The organism is Streptomyces sp. CNT360, assembly GCF_000424785.1.
This window is the reverse complement of record NZ_AUKO01000002.1, coordinates 265,587-280,226: the sequence shown is the minus strand read 5'-3', so window position 1 is coordinate 280,226 and position 14,640 is coordinate 265,587. Positions and strand designations below refer to the sequence as shown.

The window sequence follows — 14,640 nt, the reverse complement described above, 5'->3', positions numbered from 1 at the left end:
AGCGCGGTCAGTCCAGTACGTCGCCGATCCAGTCGGACACCACGGCGCGGAACTCGTCGGGCTGCTCGATGTGCGGATAGTGTCCGCTCTTCTCACAGATGTGCAGCCGGGCCTGCGGCAGGGCTTCTGCCATCCGTTCCCCGTTGGCGACCGGGATCTGCGGGTCGTGACGGCCCGCGATCACCAGGGCCGGGATCCGGAGCTCGGCGAGCCGCGGTTCCAGGTCGAAGCCGGGCAGCGTCCTCATGAAGTTGCCCATGCGCTCCTGCGAGTTGTTCGCGTCGTCCCCCGCGGGCAGGCTCGGTGTGACCTTCGGGTCGGCGACGCTCAGCTCGAACATCCGCTGCACCGAGGCGGCCGGGTCCGTCTTCGCCAGAGCCGCCGCCTCCTGGGCCTCGGCCGCCCGGGGATGCGTGGGGTCGGCGAGAGAGCCCTGGACGAACCGCTGCGACGCGGCGGTCGAGACCAGGACCAACGCCCGTACGGACTGGGAGTCGGCCAGCGCGTGCAGCAGGGCGACCATGCCACCGGTCGAGGAACCGACTGCCACCCACGGGTCGAGGCCGAGCGTCGTCCGCAGCTCGGACAGGTCCTGTGCGAACCCGTCCATGGACAGGTCGTCCTCCCCGCGTACGGGGCCCGAGCCCGCCAGCCCCCTCGGATTGACCGCGTGCACCCGAAGGTGCGGGGCGAGCGCGCGCCCCAGGCTGCTGTCGGCGGAGACCGAGCGGTACTGGTGGCACAGCACGGCCGGAACACCCGCACCGGCCACCTCGTACGTCAGTTCCCCACCTGTGACGGTCGCGCTCAAGGACATACGGGCCCCTCCCCAGTAGGTCAACCATGGTCGCTCGCAGGTGAGTTGACGCCTGCCTTACCGCACGCTACCGCACCGGTCGCCCGTCGTCGCCGGTGAACTTCGTGGCGAGCGTGTAGTCGATGTCGACGTCCTGATAGGCGATCCCGGGGCGTACGTGCTCCGGCAGGTTCTCCCGCACGCTGCGGGAGAGCGACCTGCGGCCGGGGGAGCCGTGGAAGGTCACCCGGGTCTGCGGCTCATCCCGGAAGCGGAGGTCGGTCGCCCGCACCGACGACGCGAAGGAGATGTCAGGCGTGTGCCCGACCGGTGTCTGCCCGTCCGCTGTTCAAGGCGGCTCGTGCCGGCGCTTCCTGCCCCGGTGCTCCGCCCCGTGCCGTGCCCGCCGCGTGCTCGACTCGGCGGCGTCGGCCGCCGGTTCGGCGGCTTCCCCGGTCTCCTCGGCGGCCGACCCCACGGCGTCGGCCGATCTCCGCACCGTGCTCTCCGCGGCGTCGGCCGATCTCCGGGCCGTGCTCTGCGCGGTGTCGGCCACCGTGCCGGTTGCCTTCTCCGCGCCCTTGCCCACAGCCTCCGTGGCCTCGCCTGCACCCTTCCCGACCTCGCCCACGGCGTCCTGGGCACCCTTGCCGAGACCCTTCGCCGCCTCGCCCGCTCCACGTCCCAGTTCGTCGGCCGCGCCACCGGCCCCGCTGCCGACCTCCTGCACCGCGGCACCCGCGCCCTTGGTGATCTGCTCCAGGATCTGCGGGTTGGTGTCGATGGTGTGCAGTACCCGGTCGATGATCCGCGCCACGTTGTCGAGCCGCACCTTCAGCAAGGCACGCGCTTCCACGCCTTTGATCTCCAGGCTGACGCGGCCCAGATCCACGTCGGCGCCGACGTTGAGCTTGAGCAGGTCCAGGACCTCCGCCTGGAGGGAGACGCGGGCGCGGAGGTTCTCCACGTCGAGGTTGATCTCGTCGACGCCGAGCTGTGGGACGTCGAGCAGGACATCGGGGCCCTGGCCGCCCGCCTCGTCCGCCGGGAGGAGTTCCCCCGTCTCCGGCGTCTCCTCGCCCCGCGCTCCGTCGTCGAATGCCTCCTCGTCCGGTGCTTCCTCGTCGACGAATCCGTCGTCGTCACGCTCTGGTTCACCCATGGACGGCCTCGCTGCTCCTGGACACGGACATTCCGCTCTCTCCACCGTAAAACGGGTTGAGGTGCCTGTCGCGGTGCGGCCTTGAGGGGTCCGTGCAATGCCGTGACCTGCGGCGATGTTGCCGAGTGTGCTGTTACTCCCACTGCGCGGAGAGTGAGGGAGCCCCGCCGGCACCCGTTGCGGGCGCGCCCGGAGGGAGGCGAGGGCCGGCCGTGTCAGCCGGCGCAGCCCGGGCACAGGCCCCGGTAGGTCATCTCGACTCCGGAGACGGTGAACCCGAACCGCTCGGAGGCGGGCAGGTCGGCCAGCGGGTCACCGTCAGGGTGGACGTCGCGGATGGTGCCGCAGCGGGAGCACACCAGGTGGTGATGGGGTCGGTGGGCGTTCGGGTCGTAGCGCTTGGCGCGGCCGTCGGTGGCCACTTCCGTCACCTCGCCGAGCAGCACGAGTTCGCCGAGGGTGTTGTAGACGGTCGCACGCGATATCTCCGGCAGCCGGTCGCCCGCGCGTGCGAGCACCTCGTCCGCGGTGAGGTGGACGTGCTCGCCGTCGAGCACCTCGGCGACGACGCGGCGCTGGGCGGTCATGCGCCAGCCGCGTCCGCGAAGCCGCTCCACCAGGTCGCTCATGGCCACCAGCCCCATCGTCGTCCGGCATCCGTCCGACAACCGTCCGGCGGCAGGAGAATCGACGATGGTTGCCGTATTGACTTGGATTTCGTCCATCGTAGGATCGGGTCCAGCGTCAGCCAAGGGGCAGGACACGGGCAGGACACCAGGAGGAGAAACCTCCGTCCGGGACGTTCGGTGGGCAGTTCCCGCGCCGTGGTCCGCCGAGTCCGGAAGGATCCCCATGTCCGAGAACATCTCCGAGAACCACGAGGCGATCGTCGTAGACGCGAAGACGGAGGACTCGGGCGGCTGCCCGGTCGCGCACGGCCGCGCCTTGCACCCGACCCAGGGTGGTGGCAACAGCCAGTGGTGGCCCGAGCGACTGAATCTGAAGATCCTCGCCAAGAACCCCGCCGTGGCCAACCCCCTGGGTGAGGAGTTCGACTACGCCGAAGCGTTCACCTCCCTCGACCTGCCCGCCGTGAAGCGGGACATCGAGGAGGTGCTGACGACCTCTCAGGACTGGTGGCCTGCCGACTTCGGGCACTACGGGCCGCTCGTCATCCGGATGGCGTGGCACAGTGCCGGCACCTACCGGATCAGCGACGGCCGGGGCGGCGCCGGAGCCGGGCAGCAGCGCTTCGCACCGCTCAACAGCTGGCCCGACAACGCCAACCTCGACAAGGCCCGCCGGCTCCTGTGGCCCGTCAAGAAGAAGTACGGCCGGAACCTGTCCTGGGCCGACCTGCTGGTCCTCTCCGGCAACGTCGCCCTGGAGTCGATGGGCTTGCAGACCTTCGGCTTCGCGGGAGGCCGCGAGGACGTCTGGGAGCCCGAGGAGGACGTCTACTGGGGCCCGGAGACCATCTGGCTCGGTGATGAGCGCTACTCGGGCGACCGGGAGCTGGAAAACCCTCTCGGCGCCGTGCAGATGGGCCTCATCTACGTCAACCCCGAGGGCCCGAACGGGAATCCGGACCCGCTCGCCGCCGCGCGCGACATCCGCGAGACCTTCCGCCGTATGGCGATGAACGACGAGGAGACGGTCGCCCTGATCGCGGGCGGCCACACCTTCGGCAAGACCCACGGCGCCGGACCTGCCGACAGCGTCGGTCCCGACCCCGAGGCAGCGCCGATGGCGGACCAGGGTCTCGGCTGGCGCAGCACCTACGGCACCGGCAAGGGCGCGGACGCCATCACCGCGGGGCCGGAGGTCACCTGGACGGGCACGCCCATCCAGTGGGACAACAGCTTCTTCGACAACCTCTTCGGCTACGAGTGGGAGCTGACCGAGAGCCCGGCCGGCGCCAAGCAGTGGAAGCCGAAGGACGGAGCGGGCGAGGGCACCGTCCCGCACGCCCACGACGCCTCGCGCAGGATCGCCCCGTCGATGCTGACCACCGACCTGTCCCTGCGCTTCGACCCCGTCTACGAGCCCATCTCCCGCCGCTTCCACGAGAACCCCGCGGAGTTCGCCGACGCCTTCGCCCGCGCCTGGTACAAGCTCACCCACCGTGACATGGGGCCGAAGTCGCTGTACCTCGGTCCGGAGGTCCCCCAGGAGACCCTGCTGTGGCAGGACCCGCTGCCCGAGGCCCCGGGTGAGGTGATCGGCGAGGGAGACATCGCCACGCTCAAGGCCAAGCTCCTCGGCTCGGGGCTGTCCGTCGCGCAACTGGTCACCACCGCCTGGGCGTCCGCCTCGACCTACCGCGGCAGCGACAAGCGCGGCGGCGCCAACGGCGCGCGTATCCGCCTGCAGCCGCAGCGGGACTGGGAGGTCAACGACCCGGACGAGCTCGCCGCCGTGCTGAGCACCCTGGAGTCCGTCCAGCGGGAGTTCAACGCGGGCGACGGCAACCCCTCCGGCAAGCAGGTGTCCCTGGCCGACCTGATCGTGCTCGGCGGCTGCGCGGCCGTCGAGAAGGCGGCCAAGGAGGCCGGGCACGACATCCAGGTGCCGTTCAGCCCTGGCCGGGTGGACGCGACACAGGAGCACACCGACGCGGAGTCGTTCGCCGCGCTGGAGCCGAGCGCCGACGGGTTTCGCAACTACGTCGGGAAGGGCAACCGTCTGGCGGCCGAGTACCTGCTGCTGGACAAGGCCAACCTGCTCACGCTGAGCGCGCCGGAGACGACCGTGCTCGTCGGTGGCCTCCGCGTACTCGGCGCCACGTACGACCACTCGAAGCTCGGCGTCTTCACCGACGACCCCGGCAGGCTGAGCAACGACTTCTTCGTCAACCTGCTCGACCTGGGGACGACATGGCAGGCGACGACGGAGGACCAGCACACCTTCGAGGGCCGGGACGGCACCACGGGTGAGGTCAGGTGGACCGGCAGCCGGGCCGACCTGGTCTTCGGCTCGAACTCGGAGCTGCGTGCGCTGGCAGAGGTATACGCCAGCGACGACGCGGCGGAGAAGTTCGTGCACGACTTCGTCGCGGCATGGGACAAGGTGATGAACCTCGACAGGTTCGACCTCGCCTGATCCTCGCCTGGTCACTGTCCGCCCCGTTGCGCACGTCCGGGCCGGCCCGTACACCGGCCGGCCCGGACGGCGGCGCGCCCTTCTGCGCGGGTGGCCCGACGCCCCCGACGATCCCGCGCGCGAAGACGGGCTCAGGCTTCAGAAGCGGTCCGGATCGGCCGCCTGCCAGTCGGCCGACCAGTCCGGTGGCGGATCCCTCAGCAACTGCCCGGGAGCGAGCCGGGGATGGAGTTCGTCGCTGCCGCGGACGGTGACGGGGTCGACGCGGCGGCGGAGCATGTGCGGGCGCAGACCACCGGGCCCCGGCACCCCCATCGCGGCCATGATCTTCAAGGCGCTGTCCACGGTGGCGGCCTGGTAGCGGTGCACGCGGTGCGCCTTGTCGTCGACGACGAGGGCGCGGGCCCGGCGCGGATCCTGGGTGGTGACGCCGGTGGGGCAGGTGTTGGTGTGGCAGCGCTGGGCCTGGATGCAGCCCACGGCGAACATCATGGCCCGGGCCGCGTTCGTGTAGTCCGCGCCCTGGACCAGGCACTTGACGATGTCGGAACCGGTGGCGATCTTGCCGCTCGCCCCGATCCGGACGCGGTCGCGCAGCCCGGTGCCGACCAGCGCGTTGTGCACCGTCAGCAGCCCCTCCGCCAGGGGCTCGCCGAGGTGGTCGGCGAACTCCAAGGGCGCGGCGCCCGTGCCGCCCTCGGCGCCGTCGACGATCACGAAATCGGGTGTGACGTCCTCCTCCACCATCGCCTTGCAGACGGCCAGCACCTCGCGCCGTGAGCCCACACACAGCTTGAAGCCGGTGGGCTTGCCGTCTGCCAGGCGGCGCATCCGGGCCAGGAAGCGCACCAGTTCGCGTGGTGTGGAGAAGACGCGGTGGTAGGGCGGCGAGACCACCGTCTCCCCCTGGGGGACGCCGCGCACCCGGGCTATCTCCGCATTCACCTTGCTGCCGGGCAGAACCCCGCCGATCCCGGGCTTGGCGCCCTGCGAGAGCTTCAGTGACACGCATCGGACCTGGGGGTGAGCAGCCTTGGCGGCGAAGGTGTCCGGGTCGAAGTCCCCCTCGTCCGTACGGCAGCCGAAGTACCCGGTGCCGATCTCCCACACCAGATCGCCACCGTGCCGCAGGTGGTGGTCCGACAGCCCTCCCTCTCCGGTGTCGTGTGCGAACCCGCCCATCGCCGCGCCCCGGTTGAGGGCCAGCACGGCATTGGCGGACAGCGATCCGAAGCTCATCGCTGAGACGTTCAGCAGGGACATGTCGTACGGCTGCGTGCAGTCGGGGCCGCCGATACGGACGGTCGGCGGCGTCCGGGGAACCGGGCGCGGGGCGATCGAGGGGAGGAGGAACTCGTAGCCGCCCGCGTAGACGTCCCGTTCGGTGCCGAACGCCTCCTCCGCGGCGGTGCCCTTGGCCCGCTCGTAGACGATGCTGCGCACGTCCCGGTCGAAGGGACGGCCGTCGTAGTTGCGCTCGATGAAGTACTGCTGGAGCTCGGGCCGCAGGCTCTCCAGCGCGAAACGCAGGTGCCCCAGTACGGGGTAGTTCCGCAACACCGCGTGCTCGCGCTGCACCAGGTCGTACACCCCGGTGGCGGCGGTCGCCAGGCAGAGGACGGCCCCGGGCCACCACCACGGGGAGACGACGAGCGCCGCCGCCGTGAGTGCCGAGGCCAGGCACACGAGAACCGTCACAAGGGCTTGTCTGATCACACTGGAGGCTAACCCGTTCGGGCGACGGGACCGGGGCGCGGGTCGGGCGCGGCCCCGCCCGGCGGGAGTCCCGGGCTGCGGCGTCGGCAACCCGGCCCGTGGAAACCGGAAACCGGAAACCGGAAACCGCCTCGGCTGCATCCCGTGGCAGCGGGTACTTCTTCTCGGCACGGCAAGCATCGAGAGAGCTTCGAGGAGAGACCATGAAGGAAGCCGCTGGCGAGGGGCAGCGCACGCAGGCCGCCGACCAGAGCCGGAGCGGCCGCGCCCGGCAGTGGCTTGGACGGGCCGCCGGGTCGGACGGGCACGAGCGGCACACCCTTGTCCTGATCGGCAAGAGCACGGTGGCCGCCGGCCTGTCGTGGTGGGTGGCGCACGACCTGCTCGCTGCGGTGTCCCCGGCCTTCGCGCCCTTCTCGGCGGTACTGATCATGCAGGTCACCGTCTACCGCTCCCTGTGGCAGGCGCTGCGCTATGTCGGCGCGGTGTCCGCCGGAGTGGTGGTGCAGGGAGCGCTGGGCTTCCTGGCGGGTCCCTACCTGCTGACCTTCGTGCTGGTGACCCTGGTCGCGCTGGTCATCGGGCGGTGGCGGCCCCTCGGCTCGCAGGGCTCCCAGGTGGCGACCGCGGCGTTCTTCGCGTTCTCCACCTACGTCGCCGCGGCCGGCAGTTCCCAGCGGTGGTCACAGCTGGGACAGATCATCGAGCTCGTCTTCATCGGCTGCGGCATCGGGGTGCTGGTGAACATGCTGGTGCTGCCGCCGATGCGCTACCGCAACGCCGAGTACGGCATCCATACGCTGGCTCACTCCCTGTGCGACCTGATCAGCGACATGTACGTGGCGCTGCGGGAGGGGAGGGTGGACGAGGAGGACACCCAGCAGTGGCGGCAGCGGGCCGCACAGCTCGGTCCGATCGCCCAGCAGGCGCAGGCCTCGCTGCACACGGCCTGGGAGAGCACCTTCTACAACCCTCGCCTGCTGTGGCGCCGCTCCCGGCGCCGCACCTCCTTCTCCGGATACCAGGCCGTCGTCGACGCCCTGGAACGCGTCACCCACCAGGCGGCCTCGATGGCCCGCAGCCTCGACCAGTGGAGCAGCGCCGAGGGAGAGGGGCAGTCCGCCGGTTTCGTCCGCGCCTACGGCGACTTCCTGGCCTCTTTGGCCCGCATCACCGAGCTGCTCGGCGGGATCGACGAGGACCACCTGCACAACCAGTCCCAGGAGCTGTGCGAAGCCGCCACCGAGGCACAGCGGGCCCGCGACCAGCTGGAGGAGGACGCCCGCGACGGCGCACTTCCGCTCAGCGATCCCGCCGAGCCGTACGGGATCCTCCTGGCCGAGGCCACCCGGCTGATGGACGAGTTCCAGCACACCTGTGACGTGCTCAAACACGGCGTCGACCACGCCGATGCCGAGCGTGCCGAGGGCGCCGGACGGGGGAGTGCCTGAGCGCTTCGAGCGGGTGCAGGCGGCGAGGGCCTCGCCCAGGCGTGGCGCTGCGGGCTCTGTTATAAAGGCGTGCGCGGTGTGACCGGCCCGCGCGCATACCGGGTCGGGTTTGGTATCGCCTACTCTGGATAAACGCAGAATCGAGTGCTTAGGCCATAGGCACACTCACGGGAGCAGACCGGTTGTCGTCGCTCTTGATGTGTGCTTTGCCGCCCTCCCGTGATCCTCAGCACCGCACCCGGGAGGAGCGCATGTTTCCGAGCTCCGCGTACGCGCGCCGTCATGAAGGTGCCCTCCGAGGGCACCGCCGACCGGGGCCGCTGCGCCGGGCCACTGTCCGGCTGAGGAAGCCGGTTTCTGCGGTGAAGGAGCCGGTGGGGGAGGCCGGACAGGCGGTGGCCGGGGTGCGCTCCTGCCCGTACTGCCCCACGTGGGCGGGCCCACGCGCGCGCCTGTGTGCCGGTGGGCACGTCGTTCCAGCAGGGGTGGCGGGCTGATCGCCGAGTCCTTCTGAGCCGACCCCGGGCCCCACCGGTGCACGGTCTTTCCGGTGCTGCTCGCACGGCCGACGGCGTCTGGTGCCGGCCGTCGCGTGCTGCCAGCCGCCCCCGCATGCCGTCACCATGCGCCCGCGGCGCCTCCCCACCCTTCGAGCCACCTGCCCAGGGGCCGCCAGGACACGTGACGGGCAAGCCGGGGGCAGGCCCAACAGACTTACGAACGCGAAGGATTGTCGATGAACATGACCGAGTCCGCCGTGCGCGAGCGCCTGTGCACGGTGCTGGCGCAGCGCAGGGACGAGATCGCCGACCGCTGGGTGCAGTTGCAGATGGAGCGGACGTCCCTGAGCGAGGGGCTCGTGCAGGAGGAGCTGCACGAGGAAGCAGACGCTCTGGTCGCCGCGCTGCGCACCGGCATGGGCAGCGACCTCCCGGTCGAGCAAGTGATCTCCACCCGCGGTGAACTGCGCGAGACGGTGATGGACATGTCGATGCGCCGCGCGCGGGCAGGCGCGTCGCCCACGGCGACGTCGCTGTCGGTGCTGGCGCTGAAGGAGGCGCTCTTGGAGACGGTGCAGCAAGAAGCGCTCTCGTCCCAGGAGACGTTGGCAGCCGCGCTGCTGCTCAACCGGCTGCTGGACGCTGCCGGTGCGCTGTCCTTCGACACCTTCGTCGAGGGCCGGGAGGAGATCATCAGGCGGCAGAGCCGTCAGCTCCTCGAAGTCTCCACGCCGGTGGTGCAGCTGTGGCGGCACGTGCTGGCCGTCCCGCTGATCGGCACCCTGGACACCGCCCGCAGCCAGGTGGTGATGGAGGCCCTGCTGGAGGCCATCCAGCAGCACGAGGCCCAGGTGGCCATCATCGACATCACCGGGGTGCCGACGGTGGACACCTCCGTCGCCCAGCATCTGATGCAGACGGTGCAGGCGGTGCGGATGATGGGTGCCGACTGCGTCATCAGCGGCATCCGTCCCGCCATCGCGCAGACCATCGTCCAACTGGGCATCGACCTCTCGGACATCCTCACCCGTGCGAACCTCGCCGACGCACTGGCCACCGCGATGCGGCTCACCGGCCAGGAGACCGAGAAGGGGCACCCCGCCGGTGTGCCGCAGACGGCGCCGGGCGAGCAGGCGGCGCCGCGATGACGGGGTCCGTACCGATCCTGCGACTGGGCGACACCCTGGTCACCGGGCTGCTCAGCGAACTGGACGACACCTCGGCCGTCGCGCTGGCGGAGGAGCTGACGGCGCGCATCGTCTCCGACAGGGCCCGAGGCGTGTTGATCGACATCTCCCGGGTGGAGATCATCGACTCCTTCGTGGCACGGACGTTGATGGAGCTGTCCACGATGGCGCAGCTTCTGGGCGCTCGCGTGATCGTGGCCGGTATGCGGCCGGCTGTGGCGATCACGCTGGTGGAGCTGGGGATCGAGCTGAAGGGCGTGGAGACGGCGTTGAACACGGAGCAGGGGATGGGAGTGCTCGGCTGGCACCAGCTGTCCCCCGAGTCGCAGGAGCCGCCGCAGTGAGGGCATCCGGTGAGAGGCAGGCCGGACTGCCGGTCCCGCAGGGGCGCCCGGAAACACCGGAGGGCGCGCGGGACGGCAGGGGACTGCCGGCGCAGGGTGGAGAGGCGGACGGCGTGACGGCCCACCCGGTGCACACCGAGGAGGACCTGCTGTCCGTGCGGCACGCCGTGCGTGCTGCCACACAGCAGGCCGGTTTCGGTCTGGTGGATCAGACGCGGGTCGTCACCGCCGCCAGTGAACTCGCCCGCAACGCCTACATCCACGGAGGCGGCGGTGTCCTGAGCATCGAACTGCTGCACCGCGCCGGCAGGAGGGGCGTGCGGCTGACGGTGCGCGACGAGGGCCCGGGCATCCAGGATCTGCAGAGCGCCCTCGTGGACGGTTTCACCACCGGGACCGGCCTGGGCCACGGCCTGGGAGGAGCGCGGCGCCTGATGCACGAGTTCGACGTGCGTTCCCGGCCGGGTTCTGGCGCCGTGGTCACCGCGGTGCGCTGGATCGAGCGATGACGCGGCCCGAGCCCGCGCCGCGGGCGACCGCACAGGTGCGCATCGATCACTTCAGTGCCGTCCACCTGGCGGCCGACCTGGCCCGGCGGACCGCACAACGCTGCGGTCTGCGGGGCGCCTTGCCGGACCAGGCCGCCGCTGTGGCCAGCGAACTCGCCAGCAACCTGGACAAGCACGCCACTGACGGCATCGTCTACCTCCAGCCCCTCGCGCTCGGCCAGGGGCTGGAGGTACTCGCCGTCGACCGGGGGCCAGGGATGAGCCATCTGCAGCGCTGTCTGTCCGACGGCTACACCACGACCAACACCCTCGGGACGGGCCTCGGTGCGGTCGACCGGGTCGCCGACGAGTTCGTCATCCGCACGCAGGTCCCGTTCGGCACCGTCGCCTGTGCCCGGCTGCTCGCTCCTCGCGAGCCCACGGCACGGTCGGCCTCCGCGCAGCACACCCCGCCCCCGGCGTTCGGACGGAAGAGCGGCTGGGTGTGCCTGCCGGCGGAGGGCGAGGAGGAGTGCGGGGACGGCGCGGCCGTACGCGTTACCTCCCAAGGGCAGACAGCGGTCGTGGTCGACGGGCTGGGGCACGGGCAGGACGCCGCGCGGGCCACCCGGGTGGCCCTGCGCGCTTTCCACACCGACCCGGAAAGTCCGCTGCCCGCACTCATGCAGGAGCTGCACCGTGCCCTGCGGCACACCCGCGGCGCCGCCGTCGGTCTGATCCGCATCGAGCCGGGCGGGATGCACTTCTGCGGGGTCGGCAACGTGCGCGTGGTCGCCCTCCATCCCCTCCTGCCGACGCGGCGGATCGAGAGCCGCCCGGGGATCGTGGGCCTCAACCTGCCCACCCCGCAGACCCGTACCGCCCCGCTGGAGGCCGGCCAGACCGCCCTGGTGCACTCCGACGGGATCGAGACCCGCTGGTCGCACAACCCTTCCTCGTTCCTGGCACGGCTCCCCGCCCCGCTGCTGCCGGCCGCCCTGGCGCACCGGCACCGCCGCCTGAGAGACGACGCCACCGCGTTGGCGCTGACGGGAATCCACTGATGCGAGAGAGCCGACCACTGACCACCTTGTCCGCCGTACGGCGCGCCGTACGGCGTCTCGCCCGCAGACACGGACTGCCGGCCGGGACGCGCGCCCGGCTGACGCTCTCCGTCACGGCGGTCGCCCGCACGGAGCTGGACAAGGGCCGCAGTGTGCACGTCACGACAGCGCACCGGACCCGCGTGGCCGGCACGGCGGAACGGGACGGGCACCAAGAGGCCGACGGCGTGACCCTCGCGCTGGTCTCGACAGGCGAGTGCGAGACCAGCCGGCAGGATCTCGACCGGCTGGCCCTTCCCGCCACGACCGACGCGGACGGCGCCGCTGTATGGCACCTCCCGTCCGCTCCGGCGCGATCCGCCGCCGGGTACCGCACGGACGGCGAGGCGGCGGAAGAGGAACTGCATGCGGTGGTGGAGCGGCTGGACGCGCTCGACGTCGAGCACCGGCGGCTCCAGGACGAACTGGAGGAGACCAACAGCGGAGTGCTGGCCCTCTACGTGCAGCTCGAAGAGCGCGACGAACAACTGCGGCGCGCGCACGGTCAGATGCTGCGCGAGCTGGAGGACGCGCTGCGGCCGGCGCCCCTGAGCGTCCCGGGCCTGGAACTGGCTGTCCACTACGCGCCCGCCGACACGGACGCCCCCACCGGCGGGGACCTCTACGACTGGTTCCGTCTCCCCGACGGCACCGTGCACATCACCGTGGTGGACGCTCTGGGGCACGGCGTACGCAGCACAGGGGCCGCGCTCAACGTGACCCACACCGTGCGGACCCTCGCGCTGGAGGGGCACCGTCCCCACGACATCGTGGAGCGGGCGAGCGAGATCCTGGCCGGCATCGACCCCCGGCTGATGGCGACGCTCCTCCTGGCGCGCGTCGACCCCGGTACGGGCGAGGTGCTGCTGGCCAACGGCAGCCACCCTCCGGCCCTCGTCGTCAGGGAGGACGGCACCACCACGTATCTGCAAGTGCCGGGCCGTGGTGTGGGCTTCCCGCTGCCCGGCAGCGAGGACGTGCTCCGCACCCGCCTCGATCCCGGCGATCTCCTGATCCTCTACACGGACGGACTGACCGAGAGCCGCCGGGACCCGCTGGAGGGGGAACGCCGCCTGGCCGCTGCCGCCGCCCGGCACGCGGCACGTCCCACGGCCCGGATCCCCGAGGCCATCGCGCAGGAACTGCACACCGTCGTCCTCCACCCGGACGACACGCTCGCCCTCGCCCTGCGCAGGCCTCACCCGTGAGAGGGAAATCCTCCGCGGGCCGGGGGAACGGGCCGCCGCTCCCTCACAGGCCGTGCGTAGGTCGCGCACAGGCGGGCACACGAGAGACGAGTGAGCTAGGGAGGCTTTTCGTGTTGTCAGTGCGGTCAGACGAGGTGTCGGTCGCGGACGCGCGTGACCTCGTGGGGTGTTTCGTCGCGGAACATGCGTCCTCCGTCGACAGGAGCGCGGTGGAAACCGTCGTCAGTGAACTGGTCACCAACGCGGTCCGCCACACCACCGGTTGGTGGTCGTTGACCGTCCGCCTGGGGAACGGGGTGCTGGCGGCCGCCGTCCATGACACCAGCCGCACCGCGCCGACGCTGCGGGACGGTGCGCTGGACGGGTCGGGCGGCTGGGGGATGCACCTCGTCCACCGGCTGGCGGGTCACGTGGAGACGCGCCTGGAAGCCGGCGGCAAGACAGTCACCGCCCGCTGGCCGGCCTTGGCGGCGCAACCGCACTGAAGCACCGGTACCGCCGGATCCGCCGCCCGGTGTGGTACATGTCGCACAGGATTGTTGTCATGCAACAATTGATTCGGGGAAAGAGAAGGATGCGGCCGCGCCCGCGGCCGGTTCGGACAGCGTATGGGGTGAGACGATCGTGATGGTCACCGCCGCGGCAGCAGGCGAGGTCGCCGAAGCCGAGGAGACCGGGCAGAGCTTCGAGGGCTCGCCGCACGTCTCGCCCCAGGACGCACGGGCGCTGACGCGGGACCTGCTCGCACGCCTGGACTCGCTGGAGGAGGGCACCCACGAGTACCAGTACGTGCGCAACACGCTGATCGAGATGAATCTGTCCCTGGTGCGGTATGCCGCCTCCCGCTTCAGCTCCCGCAGCGAGGACAGCGAGGACATGGACGACATCGTCCAGGTCGGCACCATCGGTCTGATCAAGGCCATCGACCGCTTCCAGGTCTCCCGCGAGCTGGCCTTCACCACCTTCGCCGTGCCCTACATCGTCGGAGAGATCAAGCGGTTCTTCCGCGACACCACCTGGGCCGTGCACGTCCCACGCCGCCTGCAGGAGGCACGGGTCCAGCTGGCCCGCGCCGGCGAGGAGCTGCGCTCCCGGCTCGGCCGCGAGCCGACCGTCGCGGAGCTGGCCGCCTTGATGTCCCTCCCCGAGGAGGAGGTCATCGAGGCGAGGAAGGCGTCCAACGGCTACACGACCGCCTCGTTGGACACCGCTTGGTCCGAGGACGACGACTGCACGCTGGCCCACTTCGTCGGCGCCCCCGACCCGGCGCTGGAGCTGGTGGACGACTTCCAGAGCCTCGCGCCGCTGATCTCGGCCCTGGGCGAGCGCGACCGCAAGCTGCTGCACTACCGGTTCGTCGAGGAACTCACCCAGGGCGAGATCGCGGAGGAACTCGGCGTCTCCCAGATGCACGTCTCCCGCCTCCTGAGCCGGCTCCTCGGCCGACTCCGGCTCGGCATGACGCCCTCCGAGGCGGACACGGCCGAAGCGGCGAAGTCCTCGCCGACGACTGCCGGTCCGCGCCTCCCGGCCCCGTCCGCCCGCGCCACCGGTACCGCCGCGTCCACCGGCACCGACCGACA

At 71.2% G+C, this 14,640-nt stretch carries 13 protein-coding genes and 1 pseudogene; 9 read left to right on the top strand and 5 right to left on the bottom strand.

Translation table 11 applies throughout. The annotated features are described in order from the left end of the window. Positions 1-7: 7 nt before the first annotated feature. The 4 genes from H297_RS0105825 to H297_RS0105810 all read right to left on the bottom strand — a co-directional run bounded on the left by H297_RS0105825 (position 8) and on the right by H297_RS0105810 (position 2,587). Positions 8-817: an alpha/beta fold hydrolase gene (locus H297_RS0105825; protein WP_027736278.1), complete on the bottom strand. Its 810-nt coding sequence runs from the start codon at positions 815-817 to the stop codon at positions 8-10. Positions 818-884: 67 nt separating this feature from the next. Beyond that, positions 885-1,088: a hypothetical protein gene (locus H297_RS34720; RefSeq protein ID WP_486589420.1), complete on the bottom strand. Its 204-nt coding sequence runs from the start codon at positions 1,086-1,088 to the stop codon at positions 885-887. Positions 1,089-1,145: 57 nt separating this feature from the next. Continuing rightward, a complete protein-coding gene (locus H297_RS44040) occupies positions 1,146-1,958 on the bottom strand; it encodes a TrbL/VirB6 family protein (protein WP_051351565.1) in 813 nt (270 codons plus the stop codon). Positions 1,959-2,173: 215 nt separating this feature from the next. After that, on the bottom strand, positions 2,174-2,587 hold the full coding sequence (locus H297_RS0105810; protein ID WP_027736277.1) for a Fur family transcriptional regulator: 414 nt from the start codon (positions 2,585-2,587) through the stop codon (positions 2,174-2,176). A gap of 235 nt (positions 2,588-2,822) precedes the next feature. On the opposite strand from H297_RS0105810, the gene katG reads away from it, so the two are divergent. Then, positions 2,823-5,060 carry a catalase/peroxidase HPI gene (gene katG, locus H297_RS0105805; protein WP_027736276.1) on the top strand — a complete coding sequence of 746 codons (2,238 nt, stop codon included), beginning with the start codon at positions 2,823-2,825 and terminating at the stop codon, positions 5,058-5,060. 138 nt (positions 5,061-5,198) lie between these two features. Here katG and H297_RS0105800 read toward each other — a convergent pair whose 3' ends face one another. Further along, a complete protein-coding gene (locus tag H297_RS0105800) occupies positions 5,199-6,776 on the bottom strand; it encodes an FMN-binding glutamate synthase family protein (protein ID WP_027736275.1) in 1,578 nt (525 codons plus the stop codon). 203 nt (positions 6,777-6,979) lie between these two features. On the opposite strand from H297_RS0105800, the gene H297_RS34710 reads away from it, so the two are divergent. From H297_RS34710 to H297_RS44035, 8 genes and pseudogenes are all read left to right on the top strand, one after another. Then, on the top strand, positions 6,980-8,227 hold the full coding sequence (locus H297_RS34710; RefSeq protein WP_051351564.1) for an aromatic acid exporter family protein: 1,248 nt from the start codon (positions 6,980-6,982) through the stop codon (positions 8,225-8,227). Between the two features lie 736 nt (positions 8,228-8,963). Further along, the gene (locus H297_RS0105790) at positions 8,964-9,875 is read left to right on the top strand and encodes an STAS domain-containing protein (RefSeq protein WP_027736274.1); all 912 of its coding nucleotides are present in this window, start codon (positions 8,964-8,966) and stop codon (positions 9,873-9,875) included. Next, positions 9,872-10,258: an STAS domain-containing protein gene (locus H297_RS0105785; protein WP_027736273.1), complete on the top strand. Its 387-nt coding sequence runs from the start codon at positions 9,872-9,874 to the stop codon at positions 10,256-10,258. The genes H297_RS0105790 and H297_RS0105785 overlap by 4 nt, the downstream gene beginning before the upstream one ends. Beyond that, complete coding sequence (locus H297_RS0105780) at positions 10,255-10,767, top strand: ATP-binding protein (RefSeq protein WP_486589419.1); 513 nt, start codon at positions 10,255-10,257, stop codon at positions 10,765-10,767. Before H297_RS0105785 ends, H297_RS0105780 begins: the two co-directional genes overlap by 4 nt. Further along, entirely contained in the window at positions 10,764-11,810 is a 1,047-nt protein-coding gene (locus tag H297_RS0105775; RefSeq protein ID WP_027736271.1) for a SpoIIE family protein phosphatase, read from the top strand. The genes H297_RS0105780 and H297_RS0105775 overlap by 4 nt, the downstream gene beginning before the upstream one ends. Continuing rightward, on the top strand, positions 11,810-13,057 hold the full coding sequence (locus H297_RS0105770) for a PP2C family protein-serine/threonine phosphatase (protein WP_027736270.1): 1,248 nt from the start codon (positions 11,810-11,812) through the stop codon (positions 13,055-13,057). Before H297_RS0105775 ends, H297_RS0105770 begins: the two co-directional genes overlap by 1 nt. Further along, complete coding sequence (locus H297_RS0105765) at positions 13,054-13,542, top strand: ATP-binding protein (RefSeq protein WP_106959562.1); 489 nt, start codon at positions 13,054-13,056, stop codon at positions 13,540-13,542. Before H297_RS0105770 ends, H297_RS0105765 begins: the two co-directional genes overlap by 4 nt. Before the next feature lie 142 nt (positions 13,543-13,684). Further along, positions 13,685-14,518 (top strand): annotated as a pseudogene (locus H297_RS44035) (SigB/SigF/SigG family RNA polymerase sigma factor); the annotation flags it as partial. Between the last annotated feature and the right edge of the window lie 122 nt (positions 14,519-14,640).